Origin of the sequence: Echinicola rosea (assembly GCF_005281475.1) — a bacterium.
Lineage (GTDB): Bacteria > Bacteroidota > Bacteroidia > Cytophagales > Cyclobacteriaceae > Echinicola > Echinicola rosea.
Window position 1 is genome coordinate 67,501 of sequence record NZ_CP040106.1, and the last position, 24,227, is coordinate 91,727.

26 protein-coding genes and 1 tRNA gene (1 of these 27 running past the window's edge) are annotated in these 24,227 nt (G+C 43.6%); 8 read left to right on the plus strand and 19 right to left on the minus strand.

The genetic code is table 11. The features are described from left to right. Nucleotides 1–47, plus strand: partial view of a porin family protein gene (locus FDP09_RS00315; protein ID WP_137400764.1) — the final stretch only. 694 nt of this gene lie to the left of the window's left edge; 47 of the gene's 741 nt are visible here — the last part of the coding sequence; its start codon lies beyond the left edge, outside the window; it ends in the stop codon at nucleotides 45–47. Between the two features lie 50 nt (nucleotides 48–97). On the opposite strand, the gene FDP09_RS00320 is transcribed toward FDP09_RS00315, so the two are convergent. From FDP09_RS00320 to rpoN, 3 genes are read right to left on the minus strand one after another with little or no spacing between them, the layout of a single operon-like run. Next, nucleotides 98–877 (minus strand): enoyl-CoA hydratase/isomerase family protein, encoded by a 780-nt coding sequence (locus tag FDP09_RS00320; RefSeq protein ID WP_137400765.1) that lies wholly within the window; start codon nucleotides 875–877, stop codon nucleotides 98–100. 6 nt (nucleotides 878–883) lie between these two features. Beyond that, complete coding sequence (locus FDP09_RS00325) at nucleotides 884–1,471, minus strand: PA-phosphatase (protein WP_229683289.1); 588 nt, start codon at nucleotides 1,469–1,471, stop codon at nucleotides 884–886. A gap of 32 nt (nucleotides 1,472–1,503) precedes the next feature. After that, nucleotides 1,504–2,955: an RNA polymerase factor sigma-54 gene (gene rpoN, locus FDP09_RS00330; RefSeq protein ID WP_137400767.1), complete on the minus strand. Its 1,452-nt coding sequence runs from the start codon at nucleotides 2,953–2,955 to the stop codon at nucleotides 1,504–1,506. Between the two features lie 209 nt (nucleotides 2,956–3,164). Between rpoN and asnS the strand changes: the two genes are divergently transcribed. Then, nucleotides 3,165–4,616, plus strand: a complete 1,452-nt coding sequence (asnS, locus tag FDP09_RS00335) for an asparagine--tRNA ligase (RefSeq protein WP_137400768.1) — start codon at nucleotides 3,165–3,167, stop codon at nucleotides 4,614–4,616. Nucleotides 4,617–4,679: 63 nt separating this feature from the next. On the opposite strand, the gene FDP09_RS00340 is transcribed toward asnS, so the two are convergent. The 14 genes from FDP09_RS00340 to FDP09_RS00405 form a co-directional block, all read right to left on the minus strand. Beyond that, complete coding sequence (locus tag FDP09_RS00340; protein ID WP_137400769.1) at nucleotides 4,680–6,191, minus strand: NAD(P)H-hydrate dehydratase; 1,512 nt, start codon at nucleotides 6,189–6,191, stop codon at nucleotides 4,680–4,682. 10 nt (nucleotides 6,192–6,201) lie between these two features. Then, complete coding sequence (locus FDP09_RS00345) at nucleotides 6,202–7,506, minus strand: MFS transporter (protein ID WP_137400770.1); 1,305 nt, start codon at nucleotides 7,504–7,506, stop codon at nucleotides 6,202–6,204. Nucleotides 7,507–7,581: 75 nt separating this feature from the next. After that, entirely contained in the window at nucleotides 7,582–8,049 is a 468-nt protein-coding gene (locus tag FDP09_RS00350) for an ExbD/TolR family protein (protein WP_137400771.1), read from the minus strand. A gap of 2 nt (nucleotides 8,050–8,051) precedes the next feature. Next, the gene (locus FDP09_RS00355) at nucleotides 8,052–8,684 is read right to left on the minus strand and encodes an ExbD/TolR family protein (RefSeq protein WP_137400772.1); all 633 of its coding nucleotides are present in this window, start codon (nucleotides 8,682–8,684) and stop codon (nucleotides 8,052–8,054) included. 6 nt (nucleotides 8,685–8,690) lie between these two features. Then, nucleotides 8,691–9,020 carry a hypothetical protein gene (locus FDP09_RS00360; RefSeq protein WP_137400773.1) on the minus strand — a complete coding sequence of 110 codons (330 nt, stop codon included), beginning with the start codon at nucleotides 9,018–9,020 and terminating at the stop codon, nucleotides 8,691–8,693. 61 nt (nucleotides 9,021–9,081) lie between these two features. Continuing rightward, nucleotides 9,082–9,900 (minus strand): MotA/TolQ/ExbB proton channel family protein, encoded by an 819-nt coding sequence (locus FDP09_RS00365; RefSeq protein WP_137400774.1) that lies wholly within the window; start codon nucleotides 9,898–9,900, stop codon nucleotides 9,082–9,084. Between the two features lie 771 nt (nucleotides 9,901–10,671). After that, nucleotides 10,672–10,759, minus strand: a tRNA-Ser gene (locus FDP09_RS00370). A gap of 206 nt (nucleotides 10,760–10,965) precedes the next feature. After that, nucleotides 10,966–12,042 carry an asparaginase gene (locus FDP09_RS00375; protein WP_137400775.1) on the minus strand — a complete coding sequence of 359 codons (1,077 nt, stop codon included), beginning with the start codon at nucleotides 12,040–12,042 and terminating at the stop codon, nucleotides 10,966–10,968. Continuing rightward, on the minus strand, nucleotides 12,032–12,814 hold the full coding sequence (locus tag FDP09_RS00380; RefSeq protein ID WP_137404903.1) for a TatD family hydrolase: 783 nt from the start codon (nucleotides 12,812–12,814) through the stop codon (nucleotides 12,032–12,034). Before FDP09_RS00380 ends, FDP09_RS00375 begins: the two co-directional genes overlap by 11 nt. Next, nucleotides 12,814–13,917 (minus strand): glycosyltransferase, encoded by a 1,104-nt coding sequence (locus tag FDP09_RS00385; RefSeq protein ID WP_229683290.1) that lies wholly within the window; start codon nucleotides 13,915–13,917, stop codon nucleotides 12,814–12,816. The genes FDP09_RS00380 and FDP09_RS00385 overlap by 1 nt, the downstream gene beginning before the upstream one ends. After that, entirely contained in the window at nucleotides 13,914–14,540 is a 627-nt protein-coding gene (locus tag FDP09_RS00390) for a polysaccharide deacetylase family protein (protein ID WP_137400776.1), read from the minus strand. Before FDP09_RS00390 ends, FDP09_RS00385 begins: the two co-directional genes overlap by 4 nt. Nucleotides 14,541–14,547: 7 nt before the next feature. Continuing rightward, complete coding sequence (locus FDP09_RS00395; protein ID WP_137400777.1) at nucleotides 14,548–15,759, minus strand: PP2C family protein-serine/threonine phosphatase; 1,212 nt, start codon at nucleotides 15,757–15,759, stop codon at nucleotides 14,548–14,550. An 11-nt stretch (nucleotides 15,760–15,770) separates the two neighbouring features. Further along, a complete protein-coding gene (locus FDP09_RS00400) occupies nucleotides 15,771–16,022 on the minus strand; it encodes a hypothetical protein (protein WP_137400778.1) in 252 nt (83 codons plus the stop codon). 34 nt (nucleotides 16,023–16,056) lie between these two features. Beyond that, a complete protein-coding gene (locus tag FDP09_RS00405; protein ID WP_137400779.1) occupies nucleotides 16,057–17,178 on the minus strand; it encodes a glycosyltransferase in 1,122 nt (373 codons plus the stop codon). A 32-nt stretch (nucleotides 17,179–17,210) separates the two neighbouring features. Between FDP09_RS00405 and ruvC the strand changes: the two genes are divergently transcribed. Next, nucleotides 17,211–17,780: a crossover junction endodeoxyribonuclease RuvC gene (gene ruvC / locus FDP09_RS00410; protein ID WP_137400780.1), complete on the plus strand. Its 570-nt coding sequence runs from the start codon at nucleotides 17,211–17,213 to the stop codon at nucleotides 17,778–17,780. A gap of 58 nt (nucleotides 17,781–17,838) precedes the next feature. Here the strand turns inward: ruvC and thiL are convergent, their stop codons facing one another. Both thiL and mce read right to left on the minus strand, forming a co-directional pair. Beyond that, entirely contained in the window at nucleotides 17,839–18,882 is a 1,044-nt protein-coding gene (thiL, locus tag FDP09_RS00415) for a thiamine-phosphate kinase (RefSeq protein WP_137400781.1), read from the minus strand. 315 nt (nucleotides 18,883–19,197) lie between these two features. Then, on the minus strand, nucleotides 19,198–19,602 hold the full coding sequence (mce, locus tag FDP09_RS00420) for a methylmalonyl-CoA epimerase (RefSeq protein ID WP_137400782.1): 405 nt from the start codon (nucleotides 19,600–19,602) through the stop codon (nucleotides 19,198–19,200). A 189-nt stretch (nucleotides 19,603–19,791) separates the two neighbouring features. On the opposite strand from mce, the gene FDP09_RS00425 reads away from it, so the two are divergent. The 5 genes from FDP09_RS00425 to bioD all read left to right on the plus strand — a co-directional run bounded on the left by FDP09_RS00425 (nucleotide 19,792) and on the right by bioD (nucleotide 24,210). Beyond that, the gene (locus FDP09_RS00425) at nucleotides 19,792–20,118 is read left to right on the plus strand and encodes a HesB/IscA family protein (protein WP_137400783.1); all 327 of its coding nucleotides are present in this window, start codon (nucleotides 19,792–19,794) and stop codon (nucleotides 20,116–20,118) included. A 225-nt stretch (nucleotides 20,119–20,343) separates the two neighbouring features. Further along, nucleotides 20,344–21,438: a glycine cleavage system aminomethyltransferase GcvT gene (gcvT, locus tag FDP09_RS00430; RefSeq protein WP_137400784.1), complete on the plus strand. Its 1,095-nt coding sequence runs from the start codon at nucleotides 20,344–20,346 to the stop codon at nucleotides 21,436–21,438. Nucleotides 21,439–21,599: 161 nt separating this feature from the next. Continuing rightward, nucleotides 21,600–22,313 (plus strand): 2-phosphosulfolactate phosphatase, encoded by a 714-nt coding sequence (locus FDP09_RS00435; RefSeq protein ID WP_137400785.1) that lies wholly within the window; start codon nucleotides 21,600–21,602, stop codon nucleotides 22,311–22,313. A gap of 180 nt (nucleotides 22,314–22,493) precedes the next feature. Further along, nucleotides 22,494–23,615 (plus strand): aminotransferase class I/II-fold pyridoxal phosphate-dependent enzyme, encoded by a 1,122-nt coding sequence (locus FDP09_RS00440; protein ID WP_137400786.1) that lies wholly within the window; start codon nucleotides 22,494–22,496, stop codon nucleotides 23,613–23,615. Nucleotide 23,616: 1 nt separating this feature from the next. After that, nucleotides 23,617–24,210, plus strand: coding sequence for a dethiobiotin synthase (bioD, locus tag FDP09_RS00445; protein WP_229683291.1), 594 nt, complete (start codon nucleotides 23,617–23,619; stop codon nucleotides 24,208–24,210). Nucleotides 24,211–24,227: the final 17 nt, after the last annotated feature.

Below are 24,227 nucleotides of genomic sequence, written 5' to 3' on the forward strand. Positions count from 1 at the left end.
CAGAAGCCAAACAATTCAATTTCGGAATGTCTGTAGCGCTGTTTTGAGGAAACACATAACTTTAAAAAAAGCCTTCAGTTAAAATTGAAGGCTTTTTTTATTCAAACTGTGGCCTTCTTTTTTCCAAAAAGGAAGTCACACCTTCCTTGAAATCCCTGTGATTCCCTGCTTTTTCCTGATATGTTGCTTCCATTTCCAAAACATCATCCAAGGACATCCCGTCTGCCTTATTGAGCATTTCCTTTATCATACCCAAGGCGTTTGCAGAAGAATGCACGTAAACTTCCACGTATTGTGCTACCACCTCATCCAAGTTACCGAGTTCCACCGCTTTATTGACCAATCCTAATTTCTCAGCCTCCTCGGCATACACTTTCCTACCGGTGGTCGCCAATTCAAATGCCATGGGGTATCCTACTCTTTTTGGTAAAAAGTAATTCGAACCTGCATCCATCACCAAGCCAATGTGTGCAAAAATCTCCGCCAAATAGGCATCTTTGGAAGCAATAATCACATCAGCAGCTAACGCCAATGAACAACCCGCTCCTGCCGCTACACCATTAAGTTTACATATGATGGGCTTTCCTATCCTTCGCATTAACAAAATCAGCGGATTGTAATAATCTCTTATAATTTCCTTAAATGGAATATTATCCAAACTTTCTCCAACAGCTTTCAAATCCTGCCCACTGCAAAACGCCTTACCTCCACCTGTAAAAACAATGCACTTAACCTTAGTATTTTCCTCTGCATGCCCAAAAGCAGCTTTGAGCTCCTTTAGGACGCCTTTGTTGAGTGCATTATACACTTCCGGTCGATTGATTGCTATCTCTACCCAATGAGTGTGCAGTTTATAAGTAACAAAGCGATAAGTCATGCTGGATCACAATAGAAAGTAGTAAAAAGAAACAAAACAAGTAATAAAACCAAGCCCAAATCCTACTGCCAACTCTGCGGGTTTATGGGCATCCAAGTACAACCTACATGACGCCACCACACCGCATAACAGCACGGTTCCAATTACAGGATACAACAATGTACCCCCTGGGAATTTCCAGCTCATGACCATCAAAATAGCCAAGAAACCTGACAACCCAGTCAAATGCGCACTGACTTTCCAAAAAAAGGTGACGACGGTCAGTAAGATAATAGTGCCAGTCATAGCAATCATACTAAACACAATCAGGTCATCATAGTTTAGCCTTGCATAGAAGAAATAGGTGACGACGATATAAAATATGCTCACCATTCCAAATGGAAGGAAACGCTCCTTTTTGTTTGCCATATGAATACTTGGAATAGTATCCATATATCTTAGTCCAAACACACTAAGCATGGGAATCAACAAAGTGGTCACGAGCACCATCAGCAACAATGAGCCCTTGATTTCCCCGGGAACTTGAGTGGCATTGGGAACCAAATAGAGAATCACGGCAAACACCATTGAGGGCACCACCAATGGTTGAAACATAATAGAAAGGATAAGTGCTAGTTTCCTGTACACTATAATTCTTTTCTTAGTCTAGCCACTGGGATCTGTAGCTGTTCTCTATATTTCGCTACAGTTCTTCTGGCAATATTATATCCCTTTTCGTTTAATAATTTGACAAGCTTATCATCGGAGAGCGGCTTGCGTTTGTCTTCATTATCAACCAGTTTATGGAGAACACTTTTCACCTCTCTGTTACTTACATCCTCTCCACCTTCTGTGGAAATTCCTTCGGAGAAAAAGTACTTAAGCGGATAGACACCAAACTCCGTTTGGATGGCCTTGCTATTGGCTACCCTAGAAACGGTAGAAATATCCATATCGATCCGCTCCGCAATGTCCTTCAAAATCATCGGCTTGAGTTTGGTTTCATCCCCTTCCTCAAAAAACTCTTCTTGGTAATCCAGAATCGCATGCATGGTCTTCAATAAGGTCTGTTGACGCTGCTTAATGGCATCAATAAACCATTTGGCAGCATCCAGCTTTTGCTTCACAAAGCTCACCGTATCCTTTAGCTTTTTATCTTTCTTGTCACTTTTTTCATATGCCTCAAACATCTCGGAATACGAACGGCTTACCCGAAGCTCTGGTGCATTCCTGCTATTCAGGGTGATTTCTGGCTTTCCATTGACCATATTCAGCAGAAAGTCCGGAATAATATACTGCGTCCTCATCAGTCCATCAGAACCTCCCCCTGGCTTAGGGTTTAGGCGGGTGATCATCTGAATCACCTCTTTGAGATCTTCTTCTGACAGGTTGCACTTTTTTAGGATTTTATCGTAGTGCTTCTTGGTAAACTCATCAAAACAATCATTGACCACCCGGATGGCTTTTTGGACAACCTCGTCCTCTTGGTGTTCCTTTCGCTCCAGCTGTATAATCAGGCATTCCTGTAAGCTTCTGGCAGCTATTCCTGCGGGATCGAAGTTCTGGATCTTTCTCAGCACCTCTTCCACCTCGTCCAGGTCCGTCTCCACATTCTGACTAAAGGCAAGGTCGTTTATAATGGCCTCCAGATCTCTTCGGATGTACCCATCACTCTCAATACTTCCAATCAATTGCTTCCCAATGAGCTTTTGGCGTTCATCCAACCTCAAAAAGCTAAGCTGGGACAGCAACTGTTCATGCAGGGAAGTACCACTGGACAGCGGCATCTCACGCTCTTCCTCATCGGGGGAATAATTTCCGTCTCCCTGCATTTTATATCCACCATAATCGTCTGATAGGTAATCATCCAGGTTGATATCCTTATCATCTTTATTACCTTCTTCATAATTATCCGCCAACACCTCCTCTTGCGTATTGTCGTTCTCTTCTTTTCCTTCCTCAAGGGCCGGATTGATCTCCAGCTCCTCTTCCACCCTCGCTTCAAGTTCGGCGGTAGGTACCTGCAATAATTTAATAAACTGAATCTGTTGCGGACTCAGCTTTTGGGAAAGTACCTGATTTAAATTTAGCTTTTGCATATATCGCTTACTACTATCATCTATTTTTTAAAAACATCCCTTGCTTAGCAATATACTAGCAGGTTCGCATTCGTGTATTCAAATTTAGGAAATTACAGCAAAATTTTGACAAAAAGGTGATTATATCGTTTTTTTGCATTCCATTTTAAAACATTGATTAGCTTTAAAACTTGAAAACAAAGTATTAAAGTTTCAAACCTTCAATTCCTATGGCATTCAACAAACGATCAAAGATAAAATTATTGCTCAAAAGCAGCAAAATAGGTGAAAAAACCACCATCATGGGTTGGGTACGTACCAAAAGAGGGAATAAAAACGTCTCTTTCATTGCGATCAATGACGGGTCTATTATTAACAACTATCAGGTCGTTGCCGATCCGAATGTCATTAGTGAGGACATCCTCAAGCGGATCACTACTGGTGCCTGTATCAAAGTGACCGGAAAAGTCGTTGCCTCCCAAGGAGCTGGACAGGATTCTGAACTCATCGCAGAGCAAATTGAGGTGTTGGGCGAAGCAGATACTGAAAAATACCCGCTTCAGCCAAAAAAGCACAGCATGGAATTTCTACGCGAAAACGCCCACCTCAGGATGCGCACCAATACATTTGGGGCAGTATTCCGAGTGCGTCATGCCCTGGCATTTGCGGTACACAAATATTTTAATGACAAAGGATTTTTCTACATCCACACTCCTATCATCACTGCCTCGGATGCAGAGGGAGCTGGGGAAACATTCAGGGTATCCACATTGGATATGAAAAACCCTCCGTTAACAGATGATGGAGCGATAGACTATTCGAAGGACTTCTTTGAAAGGGAAACCAATCTTACGGTATCCGGACAGCTTGAAGGAGAACTTGCTGCCATGGCATTGGCAGAAATCTACACTTTCGGCCCCACATTCAGGGCTGAAAATTCCAATACGACCCGCCACTTGGCCGAGTTTTGGATGATTGAACCGGAAATGGCCTTTTATGATGCCGAGGACAATCAAGATCTTGCAGAGGATTTCCTAAAGTCTATCATCTCCTATGCAATGGAGCACTGCAGTGCCGACTTGGAATTCCTCGATAAAAGGGCTGCGGATGAAAATGCCAAAAAACCTGCCAATGAAAGAACTGATCTGGGCTTGTTAGAGCGGCTTAGGTTTGTGGCAGAACATGATTTTGAGCGTATCACGTACACGGAAGCCATCAATATCCTCCAAAATTCCAAACCCAATAAAAAGAAAAAATTCAATTACTTAATAGAAGAATGGGGGGCGGACTTACAATCTGAACATGAACGCTTCTTAGTAGAAAAACATTTCAAAAAACCTGTCATCCTTACCGACTATCCAAAAGATATCAAGGCCTTCTATATGAAGCAAAATGAAGATGGAAAAACGGTGGCAGCGATGGATATTTTATTCCCTGGAATTGGTGAGATCGTTGGTGGCTCACAGCGTGAAGAAAACATGGAAAAACTCACTATCCGAATGGACGAAATGGGAATAAGTCAAGAAGAACTGTATTGGTACTTGGACACAAGAAGATTTGGGACCACCCCTCACTCAGGATTTGGGCTGGGTTTTGAGCGTATGGTACAATTCGTGACCGGAATGGGAAATATCCGGGATGTTATCGCCTTTCCAAGAACCCCGGGAAATGCAGAGTTTTAACTTAGCTGCTTCATTTCATAAAAAGACAACACAAGCCAAGGTATGTAAATGCCTTGGCTTGTTTCAGTCTACATCCAATGCCAAATAACTCTTTGGAATAGCTTTGATAATATCACTGGCTATGGTACCCCTTCTTTTATCTTCTGAAGCAATTTCACCAGCCAATCCGTGCTGATACACTCCACATAGAACCGCATTCTTCACCCCGTATCCTTGCCCCAAAAAGGAAGTGATCATCCCCGTCAAAACATCACCTGCTCCACCAGTGGCCATGTGTTTGTTTCCAGAAGAATTAAAATACTGGGTACCATCAGGAAAGGAAATACAAGTATGTGCCCCTTTCAACACCAACACACAACCATATTGCCGGGAATATTCCCGAGCCTTTGCCAAGCGCTGCTTATGATTTTGGCAGCCTCCTACTAGTCGCTCAAACTCCTTGACATGGGGAGTAAGTACATCCTCTTCACCAAGATATTCCTGCATTTCTTTATCTTGAGCAAGGATATTAATGGCATCTGCATCTAATACTTTTGGTCCTTTAAAGGTCTTGATAAAATCCAGCAAAAACTCCTTGGCATCCGCTGTAGTGCCCATTCCTGGACCTATCCCCGCTGCATCATATCGATCCAGCCCCTCTTTCGGATAAGCCAAGCTCAAGGACCTATCAGAATTGGAAGAAATGACCTGAACTTCCGGTAAACCAACTTGGAGCACTTGTACGCCACAAGTAGGCACCAAACAAGCGGCAAGCCCGGAGCCTGTCCGGAGAGATGCTTCTGCGCACATCCTAATGGCACCAATCGACCCATAACTACCACCCACCAACAACACCCTTCCAAAATCGCCTTTATGTGCAAACCTGCTAAAATTCAAATGCCTACTCACTACATCCTTTAGCTGTAAATAGAACTTGTTTTGGGAAAACTGACGCATAAATTTATTCCCAATCCCTATGCTGACCACATGGAGTATCCCTACGTAGCCAGCATGTTCAGGAAACATCAGGGAAAACTTAGGGTACTGAAAACTTACGGTAATATCTGCTTTAAACGCATCTCCTTCTAGGCATTCATCTGAAGGAACTCCTGTGGGGATATCCACCGCCACCCTGCTGACATGCGTAAGGGCATTGAGCTTGGTTATCATGCCCAAAAAATCCCCGCCTAAAGGCCTGTTAACACCTACCCCAAGTATAGCGTCTATAACCACATCCAAATCAAATTCCATGTGGGCAATATCATCGGCACTCATGGAAATGGCTGGTAATTTATCTGGTAATAATTCCCTGTTTAGCCTACAATCAGCCGAGACCTTTCCTTCCTCCCCTAATAAAAAGACGATCACATCGTATCCCTTTCTCCATAACAAACGGCCAATCGCCAAACCGTCCCCGCCATTGTTCCCGGGGCCACAAAATATCCCAACTTTATCATTTCGATGATAGTTACTTTCAAACCAATCACAGAAAGCCTGAGCGGCATTTTCCATTAATCGGTGGGAAGTAATGCCCTTTTCAGCAATAAAATCCGTATCAAGTTTTTTAACGGCAGTACCGGAGATTATTTCTAGCATCTTCGTTACATTAAGCTTTTACCAATTTATATCCCGGGAAAGTCACCCGTAGTAAGAACAACATACCAATAATAAAAAAAATACCAAGAACTAGCGAACTATCCCGCATGCTTCCAGTAAATTTTTCTATAAATCCATACGAAAACGTACCAAATACAATGGCCAGCTTCTCTGTAACGTCGTAAAAACTAAAATACGATGCATTATCATTTGTATCCCCAGGTATGAGCTTGGAGTACGATGAACGTGATATGGCCTGTATACCTCCCATGACCAAACCTACTACAAAAGCCAGACCATAAAATTCATATTCACTTGTCACAAAATATGCAGACATGCAGATACCCACCCAAATCAGCACCATACTCATCAGGGATATTTTATTTCCCCTGTTCTTTGCAACCCAGCCAAATAAAAAACTGCCTAAAACAGCTACAATCTGAATAATCAAGATGGTAAGGATCAATTTATCCCCCTCTAGTCCAAGCTCCTTATCTCCAAATGACGCAGCCATGTACATCACCGTCTGAACTCCCATACTATAAAATAAGAAAGCCAACAAAAACTTTTTGAGGTCTCCTCGATCAGTAAGTTCTCCATAAACTTTTTTGATTTCTCTATAACCGGACCAAAGCAAAGATCGCTTGCTCGCCATATGTGATCTCTGGGTGTTTTTGGGCAAATATCTAAAAGGAATTGCAGCAAAACTTAACCACCAAATACCAGTAATAAGAAAAGACCAACGAGCCGCAGCCCCACCATCACTCAATAGAAACCAAGATGGTTTTTGGATCATGACAAGGTTAAGGATAAGTAATATTACGCTTCCAATATAGCCCAAAGCAAAGCCTCTTGCACTAAGGATATCGTATTCTTTAAAAGTACTTATTTCTGGTAAAAAGGCATTATAAAACACAATGCTCCCTGCATAACCTATGCTGGCCAACACACTGAAGACAATGCCTAGCTCCAAATTACTTCCATCAAAAAAAAACAATCCCATACACGAGAGGGATCCAAGAGAAGCAAATATTTTCATAAACAACAGCTTCTTGCCTCCATAATCTGCCATACCGGACAGGAGAGGTGACAACACTGCAATGAACAAAAAAGAAAACGAAATGGACCAAGAATACAAAACCGTATTGACCACCTCAAACCCGAAAAATGTCACCACATCGCCTTTTTCTTGAGAAGAGGTGACGTTATTAAAATACACCGGAAATATAGTCGAAGTGATCACCAGGCTGTAAACAGAATTGGCCCAATCGTACATGGCCCAAGCAAACTGCACTTTCTTTTTCTGCGTTCCCATTTCGTAAAAACTACTATAACTAAAAAAAGCTATCCGCTTAAGCGGATAGCTTTTATATAGCTAATCGATATTCTATTAATCATCTTGGTTAACTTTCCCAACGGAAGCGTAAAGGATTTTCCTTGCATCGGCCTCCCTCAGCTCTAACTGAATATCAGCAACAGGTCCCATTTTTACGTCTCTGTCTGCTTTAAGGGAAATATAAATCTGTTCTCTCTCTGCTTCAGATAGTTTATCTTTCTCCTCGTTTACCCATTGAATGATATCACCAGTAGAAATCAGCCTATCATTTGCTTGTATTCTTGGTTCTGTACCATAAACACTTGGGTTTTTAGGTTTTCCAAGAAACAGGTAAGAAATCAATGACTTCTTTTCTAATTTTTGAAGCTGCGTTGCCTGTGGCAATTTTTGCTCCACCAATAACTCTTGCTCTCTCAAAACAGTGGTTACCATAAAGAAGAACAACAGCATAAAGATGATATCTGGCAATGCAGAAGTAGGAATATTCTCCTCGGTTTTGTTCTTTTTCTTAAACTTTGCCATAATTATTCTCCTCCTTTATCTGGTTCTGCAATTGAAATCGCCATAGGAAGATTTTCCTTGCCTCTGTCCATAAGCTCCTTCTCAGCAGCTGTTCTACTGGACAGTGCGCGGTATTCATCGGCTGTCAGGCCTACCCTTTCGGCATAGATTTCGTAATACGCTTTCTTCACTTTATCAAGCACCTCTAAGTAGAGATCGTAACTTGTACCTCGGTTTGTCTTGATAGAAACTACAGCCTCATTAGGGTGGTCGGAAGATTCAGGATCCCTGTTGGCTTGTGCTTTGAGCACAGGAGGCAAACTGTTGAACAAGTCGATATTCTCCTGATCAGGCTCACCGAAGTTCATTACAAATTCCTTTACTTCTTGGTCCAAACCATCCGTATTGTCCCTAAAATCATCCTCTACCAACAACTGGTCATTTGAGTTGATCAATATCTTAAAGATATTACGCTCATTTTTATCAATCTCAGGCGGTGGCTGATTTGGATCAATTTTAGGGGGCAGTACGTTGGTAATACCCTTGTCAGAAGCAATTGTCGTTGTCACAAGAAAGAAGATAAGTAGCAAGAAGGCGATATCCGCCATGGATCCTGCATTTACCTCCTGACTCATTCGGCTTTTCTTTCTTGGCATACTAAATTACTTTATAAGTTTATTAAGTTCAGTTGCTACAATCCCTACAATTGACAGTAGGAATAGCGCATAGGTGGTAAATAGAATACCCCCTACTGCCTTAGAGCTTGAAGCGGTGATGTTAAAAGGTGCCACAGCATATTTTGGCGCTACTTCGTCACTTGCAAGAGAGTAAGCGATGAAGAAAAGCACAGCAACACCGATCACACCAACACCTATCTTAAGCAAACTTTTAGGATTATCAATTGACTTTACTAAAGGCATAAGGATCGCTGCTACAGCGCCTAGGCCTATCAAAAGATATCCTACATATAACATTATATCGTAAGAATCCATATTGTTAAGTTCTTTGGTTGATTGTAATTATTTAATCAGTTTTAAAGCAACTGGCGACCTATTATTTGGTCAGCTTATGCTTCACAAGAATGTCAACCAAAGTAATGGAAGCATCCTCCATATCGTTTACCAAAGAATCGATCTTCGCTACACAATAGTTATAGAATAGCTGAAGGATAATCGCAACGATCAAACCTGCAACTGTAGTCAAAAGGGCGATTTTAATACCACCTGCCACAAGGGAAGGAGAAATATCACCGGCAGCCTCAATAGAGTCGAATGCACCGATCATACCAATTACCGTACCCATGAAACCAAGCATCGGAGCCAAGGAGATGAATAGGGAAATCCATACCAATCCTTTTTCCAAACGCCCCATTTCTACAGAACCGTAGGCAATGATTGATTTCTCTACCATTTCGATGCCTTCAGAGTATCTCATCAAGCCCTGGGTAAAGATAGAAGCTACTGGACCTTTGGTGCTCTTCGTCACGTCTTTGGCAGCTTCGATACCGCCTTGGTCTAGTGCATCCTCCACTTTAGCAAGAAGCTTTTTGGTGTTGGTAGTAGCAAGATTAAGTGTGATGATTCTTTCCAATGCTACAGCAAGACCCAAAATCAAACAGATCAATACAGGAGTCATGAAAGTAGGATCACCTTCAATAAACTTGTCTTTGATAATTTGGTGGAATGGTTGCTCTTCAACTACAACTTCATCATCCGTAACTACAGGTGCCGGAGCTGGATCCGGAGCTGCAGCTTCTTCCATCATTTCAGTAGTGTCCTCTGCAGAAGCTTCTTCTGAGGTGTCTTGTGCTTTTGTGATAACCGGAGAAATAAGCAGTCCGGTAAGCATGAACAAAGCGATTAACTTTTTCATAATTTAGTTTTTAATAGACTTTAAATAAAGGTTAAACGGTTTCTAACTTTAATATTGAGCTTTTAAAGATATAATTTTTTCAATTCAAATGACAAGGGATGATGTTATAATTTTTTTTTTCACCTCGCCTTTTTAATAAATGTTCTTACAATGTAACCATCTTTTTATGAACTAAAAAAGCTTTACTTAATAAGAATGATGAATGGTTTCGTAATTATGAAGTGAAGTAGCTGAATGAAAGAACTTTTGAGTTTGCCTATTTGGGTGAAGCAGAAAATCAACACTATTGCTTGTCAGGTAGTTTAAACTACACTTATGCCTTACGGCTAAATTTTAAAATCTCCCGTTGGTCGATTTCAAACCCGAGGGTTCTCACCCCTTCCATTTCAACGGAACTGGGCATCAAACCACTTTTGATTTCCAATCGTCATTGGCAGAATCATATTGCAGAGAGGAAGGGATTACTCGTACCCACTCGCATGCCGCACTGCCTCTCGTGAATCTCCCGTTGGTCGATTTCAAACCCGAGGGTTCTCACCCCTTCCATTTCAACGGAACTGGGCATCAAACCACTTTTGATTTCCAATCGTCATTGGCAGAATCATGTTGCAGAGAGGAAGGGATTACTCGTACCCACTCGCATGCCGCACTGCCTCTCGTGAATCTCCCGTTGGTCGATTTCAAACCCGAGGGTTCTCACCCCTTCCATTTCAACGGAACTGGGCATCAAACCACTTTTGATTTCCAATCGTCATTGGCAGAATCATATTGCAGAGAGGAAGGGATTCGAACCCTCGATACCCTTTAGGGGTATACACGCTTTCCAGGCGTGCTCCTTCGACCGCTCGGACACCTCTCTGTGTTTTTTTGGTCTCAATTGAGGCGACAAATAAATGGATAAAATTTAGTTCCTGCAAGGAAACCAAGGCTTTATTTGTCCAAAATTACTCAATTTAAATGGCAATTCTTTACATTTTAAGACTACACTACTGAAAATCAAAAGATTGCCCTTTTTAAATATTTTTTGGATTTTAAGAGCATTTCCCTAAAAATAAAACCAAAGCGTTATTTACTGGTAAGGGACATCTCTCCAGCCAGTGGAGTTATCAGCTTTCTTCTGATTTCATCTTCATCCGTTTCATTGGCCAGCAAAAACATCATCTTACAAATGGCTGCCTCTGAAGTGATGTCTCCTCCACTGAGCACACCAAGCCGTTTCAGCTCCTTGCTGGTTTCATACCTCCCCTGGATTACGCGCCCCCCATTGCACTGGGACACATTCAAAATGATGATACCTCTCTCCACGGCCTTGCGGACGGTCTCGATAAACCAAGGCTCCGTCGGGCTGTTTCCCGAACCGTAGGTCTCCAAGACCACTCCTCGCAATCCTTTAATGCTAAAACAGCTATCAATCACCTCAGCAGTAATCCCCGGAAATAGCTTAAGGATCATCACCCGCTTGTCCAGTTTATTGAGGTATTTGAGCTGTACACCTTCTTTATAGGGCTTTATCGCTGCATAATTATAATCAATCACAATTCCTGACTCGGCCAGCGGTGGATAATTTTCCGACTCGAAGGCGTCAAAGTGCACACTCTGCATTTTCTTCGCCCTGTTTCCCCGGAGCAGCATATGGTTAAAGAAAATACAAACTTCAGGAACAATCGGTTTACCATTGGCTTGGCTGATGGCTATCTCCAGCGAAGTCATCAGGTTTTCACGTGCATCTGACCGCATCGCACTTATAGGCAGCTGCGCTCCCGTAAAAATCACGGGTTTGCTTAGGCCTTTGAGCATAAAACTCAGCATCGATGCCGAATAAGCCATGGTATCGGTACCGTGCAGTACGACGAAACCATCATAAGTGTCGTAATTTTCATATATGATATAGGCCATGTCCACCCAATGCTGCATATTGACATTGGAACTGTCAATGGGTTCTGGAAAAGAAATCACCGTAATGGCTATATTTAAATTGCCAAGGTTGGGGATTTTCTCCATTATTTGACCAAAGTTAAAGGGAACCAAGGCTCCGGATTCGTCATAGGCCATACCCAAAGTACCCCCTGTGTAAATGATCAGGACCGATGACTTTATCTCACTTTTTGCCGCTGTATTTAATTTTACGATTTTATAGTTCATCCTTCCCCCAGTTAAAAACCTTGTTCGCGTTTGTAATCGTAATTTCGGACACTTTCTCCACCGTAGAAGCTGTCAGATCCCCCACTCGTTCCGCTATGGTCGGGATATATTCAGGGGAGTTTCTTTTTCCCCTGTGGGGAACAGGAGCCAAATAAGGACCGTCAGTCTCCAATACTAAATGGTCAAGGCCAATTTCAGGCAGTACCATGTCCAAGCCTCCGTTCTTGAAGGTAGAAACCCCTCCTATGCCCAGCATAAAGCCCATTTCAATGATCTCCCTTGCCTGTTCTACTGACCCAGTAAAACAATGGAAAATCCCTGTAAGGTGCTCATCATTCATTTCGCCGATAATTGCAATGGTCTCATCAATGGATTCACGGCAATGTAACACAATGGGCAATTGTTTTTGTTTTGCCCATTCCACTTGGATCTTAAGGGCTTCTCTTTGGATATCAAAACTTCCCTTATCCCAATACAAATCCGTACCGATCTCCCCGATAGCCACAAAAGGCCGCTTGGACAGCCAGTCCTCCATCACGTAGAGCTGCTTTTCGAAATCCTTATCCACATCACAGGGGTGAAGCCCCATCATTGGAATACACATTTCAGGATAGCGCTGCTCCGCTTCCAGCATCGCATCAATCGAGTCCACATCTACATTTGGCATGTAAATTCTCTCTATGCCATTGGCCTTGGACCGCTCGATCACTTCATCACGATCGCTGTCATACTTTTTGGAATATATATGGGCATGGGTATCAATAAACTGCATTAGTATTTCCTCTCTTTCCAATTGATTTTCGAAGGCCAAAAATAATACACTATTGTTGACCATGAAATTACTAGATAATAAACTTCAAAAATAAACAATTCCCATAAAGGAATATAAACACCTACTTTTTTTGCCATCCCCCTTACAAAAACCACCTGAAACACCAACTTACACACCCATAGCCCAGCCCCCAACAATGGTGCGAAAAATATTATATTTATCACTGCTGGAAAAAAAAGGACTTGCAATGTCAACAGCGCTTGCCAATACCATCGCAAATTCCGGGCACCTTTCATCCAGCGCTTTCGCTGCTTCAGTAAGCTTGTCAGCCCCTTTTCGGATTTGGTCAGCAAAAAGCTATCCGTGCTAAATTGAAAAACAGGAAAAAAACCGACCGATTTGATCGATTCGCCCATCATGAAATCTTCTGTTACTGAAAATGGCTGTCCTTCAAACCCTCCTACCCTTCTGTAGGCTTCATGGCTGATGAGCATATTATTTCCTACTGCCGTCAAAAGATTGCCCAAATCCGAAGTGACCTTTATCATGCCCAAGGTAAGCCACCAGTCTTGCCCTTGCAGTTTCCCAAACAGCCCCTTCCGACGTACGCTCGTGAGCCCGACTACCATTCCTCTCCGGGGGCTGTATGCCCTTACCATGGCCCGGACCCATTGCGGATTCACTTCACAATCCGCATCAGTAAATAGGAGCAATGTACCCGTAGCCTTATCAGCCATCTGCGCCAAAGCATTTGCTTTTCCGTTGAGGCAGGAATATTTACTAGTGACATTCACCTTTAAGCGATCTGGCGATTGCTTTACCCATTCATCCAAAATCCTCTTTGTCTGATCATCACTATGGTCATCGGCCACAATCACTTGTAATTTTCCCATTGGATAATCCAATCGGGAAAGCCCCTCTAGGCAGGTCGGTAAATCTTTCGCTTCATTCCTGGCCGGAACCAAAATGCTCACGGTCGGCCACTCTTCGGTAGGCAATGTAGCCTTATCGAAGTGCTTAAAACGCGTATAAAAAAAATACACCAGCAAAAAATCCTGTACCAACAATGCCGCTACGATCATCAATGCTCCCCAAAGTATCATAACAATTCAGCCTGATATCCCTTTTGCTGGACAAATTTTAAATACGTAGGAAGTACTTTCCGGATAATCCCTGCGGTCTTTTGCTGATCATGAAACAATATAATTGCGCCATTCTTGGTATGCTTTTTGGTCTTTCGAAGACAAGTTTCGGGCAGCTGTCTTTGGTCATAATCACCAGAAAGCACGTCCCACATCACCAACTCAAACTCCTTGCTTAATAGCCCCGCCTGCTTTGCATTTATCCTACCATAGGGAGGTCGAAATAACCTCGGGTGGGTTTTCGTTACTTCATAGATCATATCGCTACATTTAGCGACATTAGCAATGTATGCCCCATTTTCTGTCTTGGAGCCATTCAGATGGCTATAAGTATGGTTACCTATCTGGTGGCCTTCCTCGATGATTCGCTTGGCAAGGCCAGGGTGCTTCCGCACATTATCCCCCACACAAAAAAACGTTGCCTTCATATGGTGCTTTGCCAGCTCATCCAACACAAAATCTGTAACACCGGGCACAGGACCATCATCAAAGGTCAGGTAAATATTACTTTTTTGACGGTCTCTATTCCAGGTAAATTTCGGGAAAAGCCATTTTATGATTATGGGCACATGATGTACGATCATACCGCCTTTATTTAAACCGCATACTCAATAGCGTGATATCATCTCTTCGTGGCTCGCCACCTGCAAACTCACTCCACTCCTTAAAAAAATCTTCGTGGAATTGCTCTGGCTCCACACACATATTCCTATGGACAAATTCCAGAAATCGCTCATCGCCGTACTCTACATTTTGAGGATCAAAAACCTCTGTAAGCCCATCAGTAAACAAATGGACGGTGAAATTCTCCAGACCATAACGCTTTCCCACTTCCAGGAATGGTAATTCTGGAAATGCCCCCAAGATCGTAGTACCGGCATCCAGCAGTTCACTCTTCCCCTCATTTTCCCGGCATAGTATTGGAGGATTGTGTCCTGCATTGACATACTTGAGGGTTTGTGTCTTATAATTATAATGCCCCAGAAAGAAGGTTATGAACCGTTCTCCATTAGTGTTTTCAAAAATCGTAAAATTCAGCTGGTCTGTTATCATTCTTAGGTCAGAAGAACTTCTCAGCAATGTCCTCAAGGCTGCTTGGAAATTGGACATCAATAGTGCTGCGGGCATCCCCTTTCCAGAAACGTCCGCGATACAAAAAAACACCTCGTTCTCCGATTTTTTGATCAGATCATAATAATCCCCGCCCACTGTACTATGGGGAAAATAAGTCACTTTGGCCCTTAGACGGTCAGTTTCAGGAAGGGCCGCAGGGAACAGCATCCGCTGCACGTTACTCGCAATCTCCACTTCCTTTTTAAGCCGCTCTTGTTCCAGTTGCCTTCTGGCAAAACGCTTGTTTTCCAATGCCACCACCAGGATATTGGTCAAGGCCTGCGTAAAATCCAGGTCAAGGTCCTTGTCGCTATCTTTGGTCTTCAACAGCAATATGGCCAGCATTTTATCTTTATGATAGACCGGCACATAAATATCCAGTTCCGTAAAGGAGTACTCTGGCGGCATCACCAAATTAAGCTTACCAATTTCACGGTTATCATCGACATCCCCGAATGGTATCATTGGAGGCAAATTCTGCTTTACGCCATGTTTGACACGCGCTTCAAACCCCACCTGATTGGCCACATAAAGCACCAAGGCTTTGATATTCAAATGCACCAAACAGGTAAACTTAAATATATTAAGCAACACTGACTCGTCCCTATTCTCGTTGATCGCTTGTGTGATCTCGAGCAGTGCCTTTAGCTCTAGTTCTTTTCGTTGGTATTTGAGGGTTTCTGTAGTCAAGGCAATGTGATTTACAAGGTATTATGCTCCATCAGTCCTTTTTTGGTGGCCAAGTAGTAGTAGGACCTGCCATTTTTCAATATTTCAGCATCTTGGAAAATCTCTTCATCCGGCTCAGAAAGGCACTTGACCAAGCCCTTACGGTATAGCCCGTGCAAGGTAGTCAAAAGCTCCTTATCATCCCAGTTGAGCACTTCTTTTAAATAGCTAAACGGCTGTACGAAATACAGCTCATCCATCATATCATATTCTTCTTCAGACATCGTGCGGATATTTTTATAGTCAAAAGATCTTCAATCACCGCTTCCTTCCTTTCCAGCTGGACTTTGCAAAAAAAGAAAGAAACGCCACCACTACAACATACATGGGATGGCAAATACTTGCCACCACAAAGTACCCGATAGACGGTCTTATCTCATAGGTCTTAAGCACCCTACCAAGTACAGAATATTCAAATATAAGTTTTAAAAACCAGTATAGAGCAAACATCCCCACTCCTGCAGTCCCACTCATCAGCAACAGCACACTGCCGATACTCGCTAGAGACAGCAAAGCACTCAGCACAGCTCCTCCTGCATTTTGCCAAAACTGATGCTTGTTCCACTTGCTGGCCCACCTTGCTCGCTGCGACAGAAACCCTTTAAGGCCACGCGCTGGGTTGGTTTTGACCAGAACGTCACTTTCGGGCAAATAGCGGATAGCTTGTGGACCAAATCGCCGGTACACCTTTTCCAATAAAAAAGAATCATCACCGGAGAGATTCTCATGGTTTCCCAAGTATCCTTTCACATGGTAAAATACTTCCTTGCGATACCCCATATTGGCTGCACTGCACATTATGGGCTTTTTAACACTGAAAAAGAAATTGGTCAACAGCAGGATACTCGACCAATCGATCTGTTGAAAAGACTCAAAGATCGTATGGCCACCTTTGGTCATGACGGGACCAGCCACCATCTGTACGGTTGGGTCATCGAATGCCCTCAGCATATTCTGCACCCAATCTGCCGAAAGGGCACAATCCGCATCGGTGGTCAAGATGATATTGGCATTGGCCATGACCACCCCCTCCTCGATGGCCGCTTTCTTCCCGCGCCCTTGACTGGAAATCAAATTAAAATTATGCTTCTTTTCACTGGAGATCCATTCTTCCACCTGCTCCGCTCCTCCATCTTCGCTATGATCGTCGATTAGGATTATTTGCAGGTTGGGATAACTCAGATCGGCCAAATTGCGTAATAGCCCCGCTATATTCCGTCCTTCATTCCGAAAAGGCACAAGCAAGGTCACCGGATAATCGACTCCTCCCTGGGCAGGATCTTTCGCTGCTTTTATCTTTTTCCATTTTGATGACAGCACCACCAACGCTAGCAGGTACACCGCTAAGGCCGCGAATAATAAAAATGGCAAAAGGTTCATGTCGATGGAAGGATTTCTAGTAAATTGCGCTAATGAGCAAAATAGCGAAAAAGGAGGTGAAAGAGCAAATCATTTTGGGAATAGATCCCGGGACAAATGTCATGGGCTATGGCTTGGTACTGGTGAGAGGCAATAAGTATGAGCCGCTGCAGTTTGGTGTCATCCATCTAAAAAAATATGGCTCCCACGAACTAAAGCTCAAAAAGATCTTCGAAAGGGTTACCGGCATCATCGATGAATTCCTGCCCGATAAGGTCGCTCTAGAAGCTCCTTTTTATGGTCAAAATGTCCAATCCATGCTTAAACTTGGCCGTGCTCAGGGAGTAGCCATGGCTGCAGCCTTGGCCAGGGACATCCCCATTGCCGAATATTCCCCAAAGAAAGTCAAACAATCTGTTACTGGTAATGGAAACGCATCCAAAGAACAGGTGGCTGAGATGCTCAAAACCCTGTTGCAAATCGATGTCCCCAAACTCTTGGATGCCACCGACGCCTTGGCCGTAGCGCTTTGCCACCATTTTCATGATGGACGTCTGCAGACCAGGGGTCGATCGGCGGGCTGGAAAGCCTTTCTGGATGAAAATCCCGGCAGAATAAAATAAATAGTGCCAAAGTCTCAGAAAGCACTAGTTTGGTTTTCCAAGACTTTAGCCATTTTCATCATTTCGAGTCTCCCGGGAAATGCACCCAGCCTTGGGCTTTCAATTCCACAGCCGTTTCACTCTTGGTTACCATAAACTTCCCGCTCTCTTCTTTGGTGATGTGACCGATGAAGTGGATGTCAGGATGTTTTTCCAGTTTGTCAAAATCCTTTTGGTCAATGGTGAAGACCAACTCGTAATCTTCCCCACCGTTCAGCACGCAAGTGATCGGATCCATGTTGAATTCCACGGCCGTATCGTACGTTTGCTTATCGATTGGCAGCTTATCCTCATATATGGTCACGCCCACTTTGGACTGTTTACAGATATGGAAAAGCTCTGAAGCCAGACCGTCTGACACATCCAGCATGGCTGTAGGCACCACTCCAAGCTCTCGCAACTCATGGATGATATCCATTCTTGCATCCGGTTTTAGCTGCCTACCCGTCACCAAGGTATATTTATCCAGCTGTGGCTGCATATTGGGATTGGCCATAAAGACTTCCTTTTCGCGCTCCAAGACCTGAAGTCCCATCAAGGCACCACCCAAGTCTCCCGTCACACAAACGATATCATTTTCTTTGGCTCCTGACCGGTAAACTTCCTTCCCTTTTTCCACCTCACCAATAGCCGTAATCGAAATCACCAGACCTGACCGACTGGAAGTGGTATCACCACCGACTACATCGATGTTGTAGTGCTCGGCAGCAGCGTTGATACCTGCGTAAAGGGCCTCTACTGCCTCTACTGCAAACCGGTTGCTGAGGGCTATGCTCACCGTGATCTGCTTTGGAATAGCATTCATCGCGGCTATGTCGGAGATATTCACCGCCACGGCTTTAAACCCCAAATGATGCAAGGGAGCATACGAAAGATCAAAATGCACCCCTTCAAGCAATAAGTCGGTGGTCACCACCCGCACCATATCGCCTGCATCCAACACCGCTGCATCGTCACCAATCCCTTTTAACGTATCTTTATGCCTAACTTTTATTTTTTCATTTAGCCGGTCTATTAGTCCAAATTCGCCTATTGCTCCTATTTCTGTTCTCTTGTCGCTCATAATTTAAGTCTTGTTATTCTTTCAAGCTACATGGATTTCCCGAAAACAACTGTTCTCTAATTAGGACTCCAAATTCCCGTCATTTTTGTTTGGCACTGCAAATGCCCAACGGCATATCCCCACCCCCTAGAGCATGGTAATGCTGTACCTCCCTGATTAGTGTTGACCGGATTAATATTAGTTTTCATTACTATATATGGTAATACCTGATAGGGTTACAAATCTGTAACAGTTTAATTGAGTCAGAGACTCAAAACTTGCCAGTGCTGGGGCAAAGACCCGGCACAACCGTAGTTACTTAAATCTTGATACTTACTACTCGTTAATATCTTGACAAAGCTCCACCAGCACCCCATTGGTACTTCGGGGATGCAAAAATACAACTAATTTATGATCTGCACCTCTTTTTGGCACATCATTGAGCAATTCGAAGCCTTCATTCTTTAGCCTGTTCATTTCAGCTTTGATATCATCTACGGCAAAGGCAACATGATGGATACCTTCTGATCGTTTAACGATAAACTTGGCGATTGCACTGTCTTCCGACTCCGCTTCCAACAACTCTATCTTGACATCTCCCACTTGGAAAAATGAAGTCACCACTGCTTCTCCTGCTACTTTTTCTTCCTTATATGCTTCCCGACCAAACAACCTGGAAAACAACTCATTGGATTTTTTCAGGTCTTTTACTGCTATTCCCAAATGTTCTATTTTTCTCATGGCTGAATTTTGTGTAATTTTGTATGAGGAATTAATTTTAAGGTAAGTATGTTTACCCTTAAACAGTTACCAATTTGATTAAAAATTTCGGCACTAAGGGACAAAGGATACTAAAATTCTATTTTTGGCTATATTCTTTTTGTCACTTAGTCAGTAATATCTACGTATAAAACAAAAACATTAAGCAATATGATCATCGTTTCAGACCAAGCAAAAGAGCGGATTCAAGAATTGAGACAGGAAGAAGGCCGAAAGGACAATGAGAACATCCGTGTCTCTGTCAAAGGTGGTGGCTGTTCAGGATTGATGTACGACCTGGGCTTTGATGAAAGCATTACAGACAGCGATCAGGTATTTGAGCACCAAGGCGTCAAAATCGTTGTGGACAAAAAAAGCCTACTCTATCTGGCAGGCACTACATTGGAGTTTTCTGACGGCCTCAATGGCAAAGGCTTCCAGTTTGTCAACCCCAATGCGTCCAGAACCTGTGGCTGTGGAGAAAGCTTTTCGATTTAATAATCAAACGCGGCGCAAAAGCCATATTGACACCCCATCATCAAATTAAGAGACCGGCAAAAACCGGTCTTTTTTGTTGATAGGAAGCAAGAATAACGATCTTTCTTGAATACAGGGTCCCGCCAAATGCCCCATGGATCGTATCGGGAACCTTTTTCTTCACCCTGCTCGCGATGTTTACGGGCTTTTATTACCTTTGCCAAAACTGAAATTAAACCCAGATATATGGATAATACGATTAAAAAAATCGCGCTAAACGACAAGCACATTGAATTGGGCGGAAAGATGGTGCCTTTTGCAGGTTATAATATGCCGGTACGCTACTCTTCCGACAAAGAAGAACACAACACCGTGCGTAATGGCGTAGGTGTCTTTGATGTTTCCCACATGGGCGAGTTTATGGTCACTGGACCACAGGCCTTGGCCCTGATCCAAAAAGTCACCTCCAATGATGCTGCCAAACTGGTCATTGGCCAAGCGCAATACTCCTGTCTTCCAAACGAAAAAGGAGGAATCGTTGATGACCTGCTCGTGTACAAAATGGATGAAGAAAAGTACCTGCTCGTGGTCAATGCTTCCAATATCGAAAAAGACTGGGACTGGATCAATAAACACAATGAAATGGGAGCTGAGCTGGAAAACATCTCAGACGAAATGTCCCTATTTGCCGTCCAAGGCCCAAAGGCGGTGGAAACACTCCAAAAAGTAACCCCTGTAAACCTCGATGAGGTAAAATTTTATCACTTTACCGTGGGTGAATTTGCGGGCAAGAAAGATGTCATCATCTCGGGCACAGGCTATACCGGTGCCGGCGGATTTGAAATATATGTCAAAAACGAAGATGCACTGGACGTATGGAATGCCATCTTCGAAGCGGGAGCCGACGCTGGCATTAAGCCGATTGGTTTAGGTGCCCGCGACACCTTGAGGATGGAGATGGGGTATTGCCTGTACGGTAACGACATAAATGATACCACCTCTCCTCTCGAAGCCGGACTAGGCTGGATCACTAAATTCACGAAGGATTTCATCAATAGTGAAAACCTGCAAAAGCAAAAGGAAGAAGGTATCAGCAAAAAGCTGGTGGGCTTCAAGTTTAAAGATAAAGGTATCCCAAGAGCCCACTATCCAATTGTCAACAAAGCAGGAAGGCAAATTGGAGAAGTTACCTCCGGCACCATGTCTCCCAGCATGAATATTGGCATTGGACTGGGCTATGTAGAAAAGGAATATGCCAAACCGGGTACCGAAATTGCCATTACTGTTAGAAACAAAAACTTGGCAGCCGTGGTGGAAAAGCTCCCGCTGCTAAAAAAATAAAGTATAAATCAAACTAAGGCTGTCTCAAAGCCTACGTCTATGTGACCGCAGGGATAGTGAAGGGACAAAAGATGTCAAGATCCCTTCGTTCCCCTTACAATCGCCTATACCGAAAGCTTGTGGGTACGAATTTCATTTTGAGACAGCCTCATCTTCCTAAAATGAACAAAATCGAAATCTGCCTGAGCCCAGAGTTGATCCACCTCCATGATCTAAAAGGAAAAATCGTGGTAGTAGTGGATATTTTTCGCGCCACCTCCACCATGGTCACTGGATTGGCGAACAAGGTAAAATCCATCACACCCGTTGCTGGGCTGGAAGCCTGCCGGGCCATGAAAGACAAAGGCTACATCATCGCTGGCGAGCGAAATGGCAAAACGGCAGAAGGTTTCGAATTGGGAAACTCCCCCCTCAGTTACCTTAACAATGCCTTCCAAGGTGAAAAAATCGCCGTCACCACCACCAACGGTACGCTCACCATCGAAAAATCCAAAAAAGATGCTGCGGAAGTGTTGATTGGTGCTTTTTTAAACCTTAAGGCTACCGCTGAATACCTGACCCAGCAAGGGAAGGATGTCGTCATCCACTGTGCCGGCTGGAAAGGTATGTTTAACCTCGAAGATTCCTTGTATGCTGGTGCGTTGGTAAGCGTGCTGACTGACCATTTTCGCTATGATTGTGATGGAGCCATTGCCATGAAATCCCTTTATGAGCAGCATCAAGATGGCCTCAAAGACTTTCTCAGCCAAGCTTCCCACGCCAAAAGACTCCAAAACCATAACATTGAAGCTGACATTGACTTTTGCCTTTCCTTGGACAAATTTAACTTTATCGTCAAGCTCCAGGGAGAGGAACTGGTAAAGGAAGACTTGTAGGTCGTTTAGAGTCACAGGAAGAAAAGCTCCAAAATTAAGGATTTCAAATCAGGAAAACGAAGAATACCTGAGCTAGGGATAATTGTAACGCTCATTTTGTCTCAAGACTCAAGACTCTTGTCTCAATACTAGCTCCTTGCTCCTTGCTCCTTGCCTCTTTTCAATTTACCTTTGTGCCCCATGGAAAAGCACCACCAATTTATCCGGGCCAAATTGGACCAAGCCGCCGCTCAAAATCGGCTAAGGACATTAAAAACTGTGCCTAGGGAAAATACCGATTTCTTTTCCAATGACTACCTGGGCTACGCTACAAAAGGATTTTTGGCGCAGCTCACTTCCCAACTCGCTTCGCACTGGACGGGAGCCACAGGCTCTAGGCTGATCAGCGGAAATCATCCAGAAATGGAAAAACTAGAAAGAGACTTTGCCAGTTTCATGGACAGTCCTGCTGCTTTGCTGTACAATTCAGGCTATATGGCAAATACTGGACTGCTCTCTTCGTTGGGAGAAAAGGATAGCCTATTTATTTTCGACGAACACGTTCACGCCAGTATCAAGGAAGGCATGCGGCTTGGCTTTGGCCAGAAGACGGCCTTTAAGCACAATGACCTCAAGGATCTGGAAAAGAAATTGACATTTCTTGCCCAAAAAAAAGACAAAAGGCTAATGGTGCTGACGGAAGGGCTTTTCTCCATGCATGGCGATATTCCCGACATTGGTCAAATGCTAGGGATTTGTCAAAAATACGGGGCAGCGCTGATCATCGATGAAGCACATTCCCTTGGTACAGTAGGTAAAGAGAACAAAGGGACTTCCCATCGTTTTGCCCATCATCCTAATTTACTGGCCAGGGTGATCACCTTCGGAAAAGCTGCCGGTGGACATGGTGCAATGGTATTGGGAAGTGATCATCTTAGGTCCTATCTTGTTAATTACAGCAGATCATTCATCTATACCACCGCCCCGTCTTTGGGCCAGTTGCACAGTATCGGTGCAGCATTGGAGCTCTTTGCTTCCAAAATCAATTTTGATGCACTGGAGAAGGCTATCGACAGGTATCTGGATATTGCTCCTGTCAGTTCACCTAGCTTTTCCAATAACCAAAGTCCCATACAATATTGGCAATGCGACAACATACCTCTCCTCAAAGCAAAGGTAAATCTCCTGCAAAAATCAGGCATCAATTGCTACCCCATTCTTTCTCCAACCGTAAAAACAGGAGAAGAAAGGATACGGATCGTTTTGCATGCCTTCAATACAAAAGAAGAAATTTCCAACTTGATCAATATACTCAATGCGTAAAATGAAGGACAAGGTTTTTGTTACTGGTATTGGCACGGGCATCGGCAAGACCGTCTGCGCAGCAGCACTCTGCAAGACCTTTGGACATGCATACTGGAAACCTGTTCAGTGTGGGGACTTGGAACAGTCGGATGCTTTGTTCGTAAAACAACACAGCCCAGAAACCGACATACTCCCAGAAGCCTACCGGCTAAAAACACCACAATCGCCACACTTAGCAGCCAAAATAGAAAGTACCACCATCCAGTTGACCAAACAGCTGATCCCAGACCATCCTAGATGTTGCATCGAGGGAGCTGGCGGACTGATGGTTCCACTGAATGACGAAGAGACTTTTTTGGATTTCCTGATTGCTAGCCGTCTTCACCCAGTAGTCGTCATACGGCATTATTTAGGCAGCATAAACCATAGCCTTCTCACCTTGCAGACACTAAAAGAGGCAGGTATTGAAGATTTCACCATCATTTGGAACGGGGCAGAAAATGCCTCATCCGAAAGTGCTATTCTCCGTCGTTTTACTCCCGTTGCACAATTCCGCATGCCTGAATGGGACCACCAACAAAGCGGACTCCCCTTATTAAATCCTTTGGACTAACTCCTAAAACCGAACAT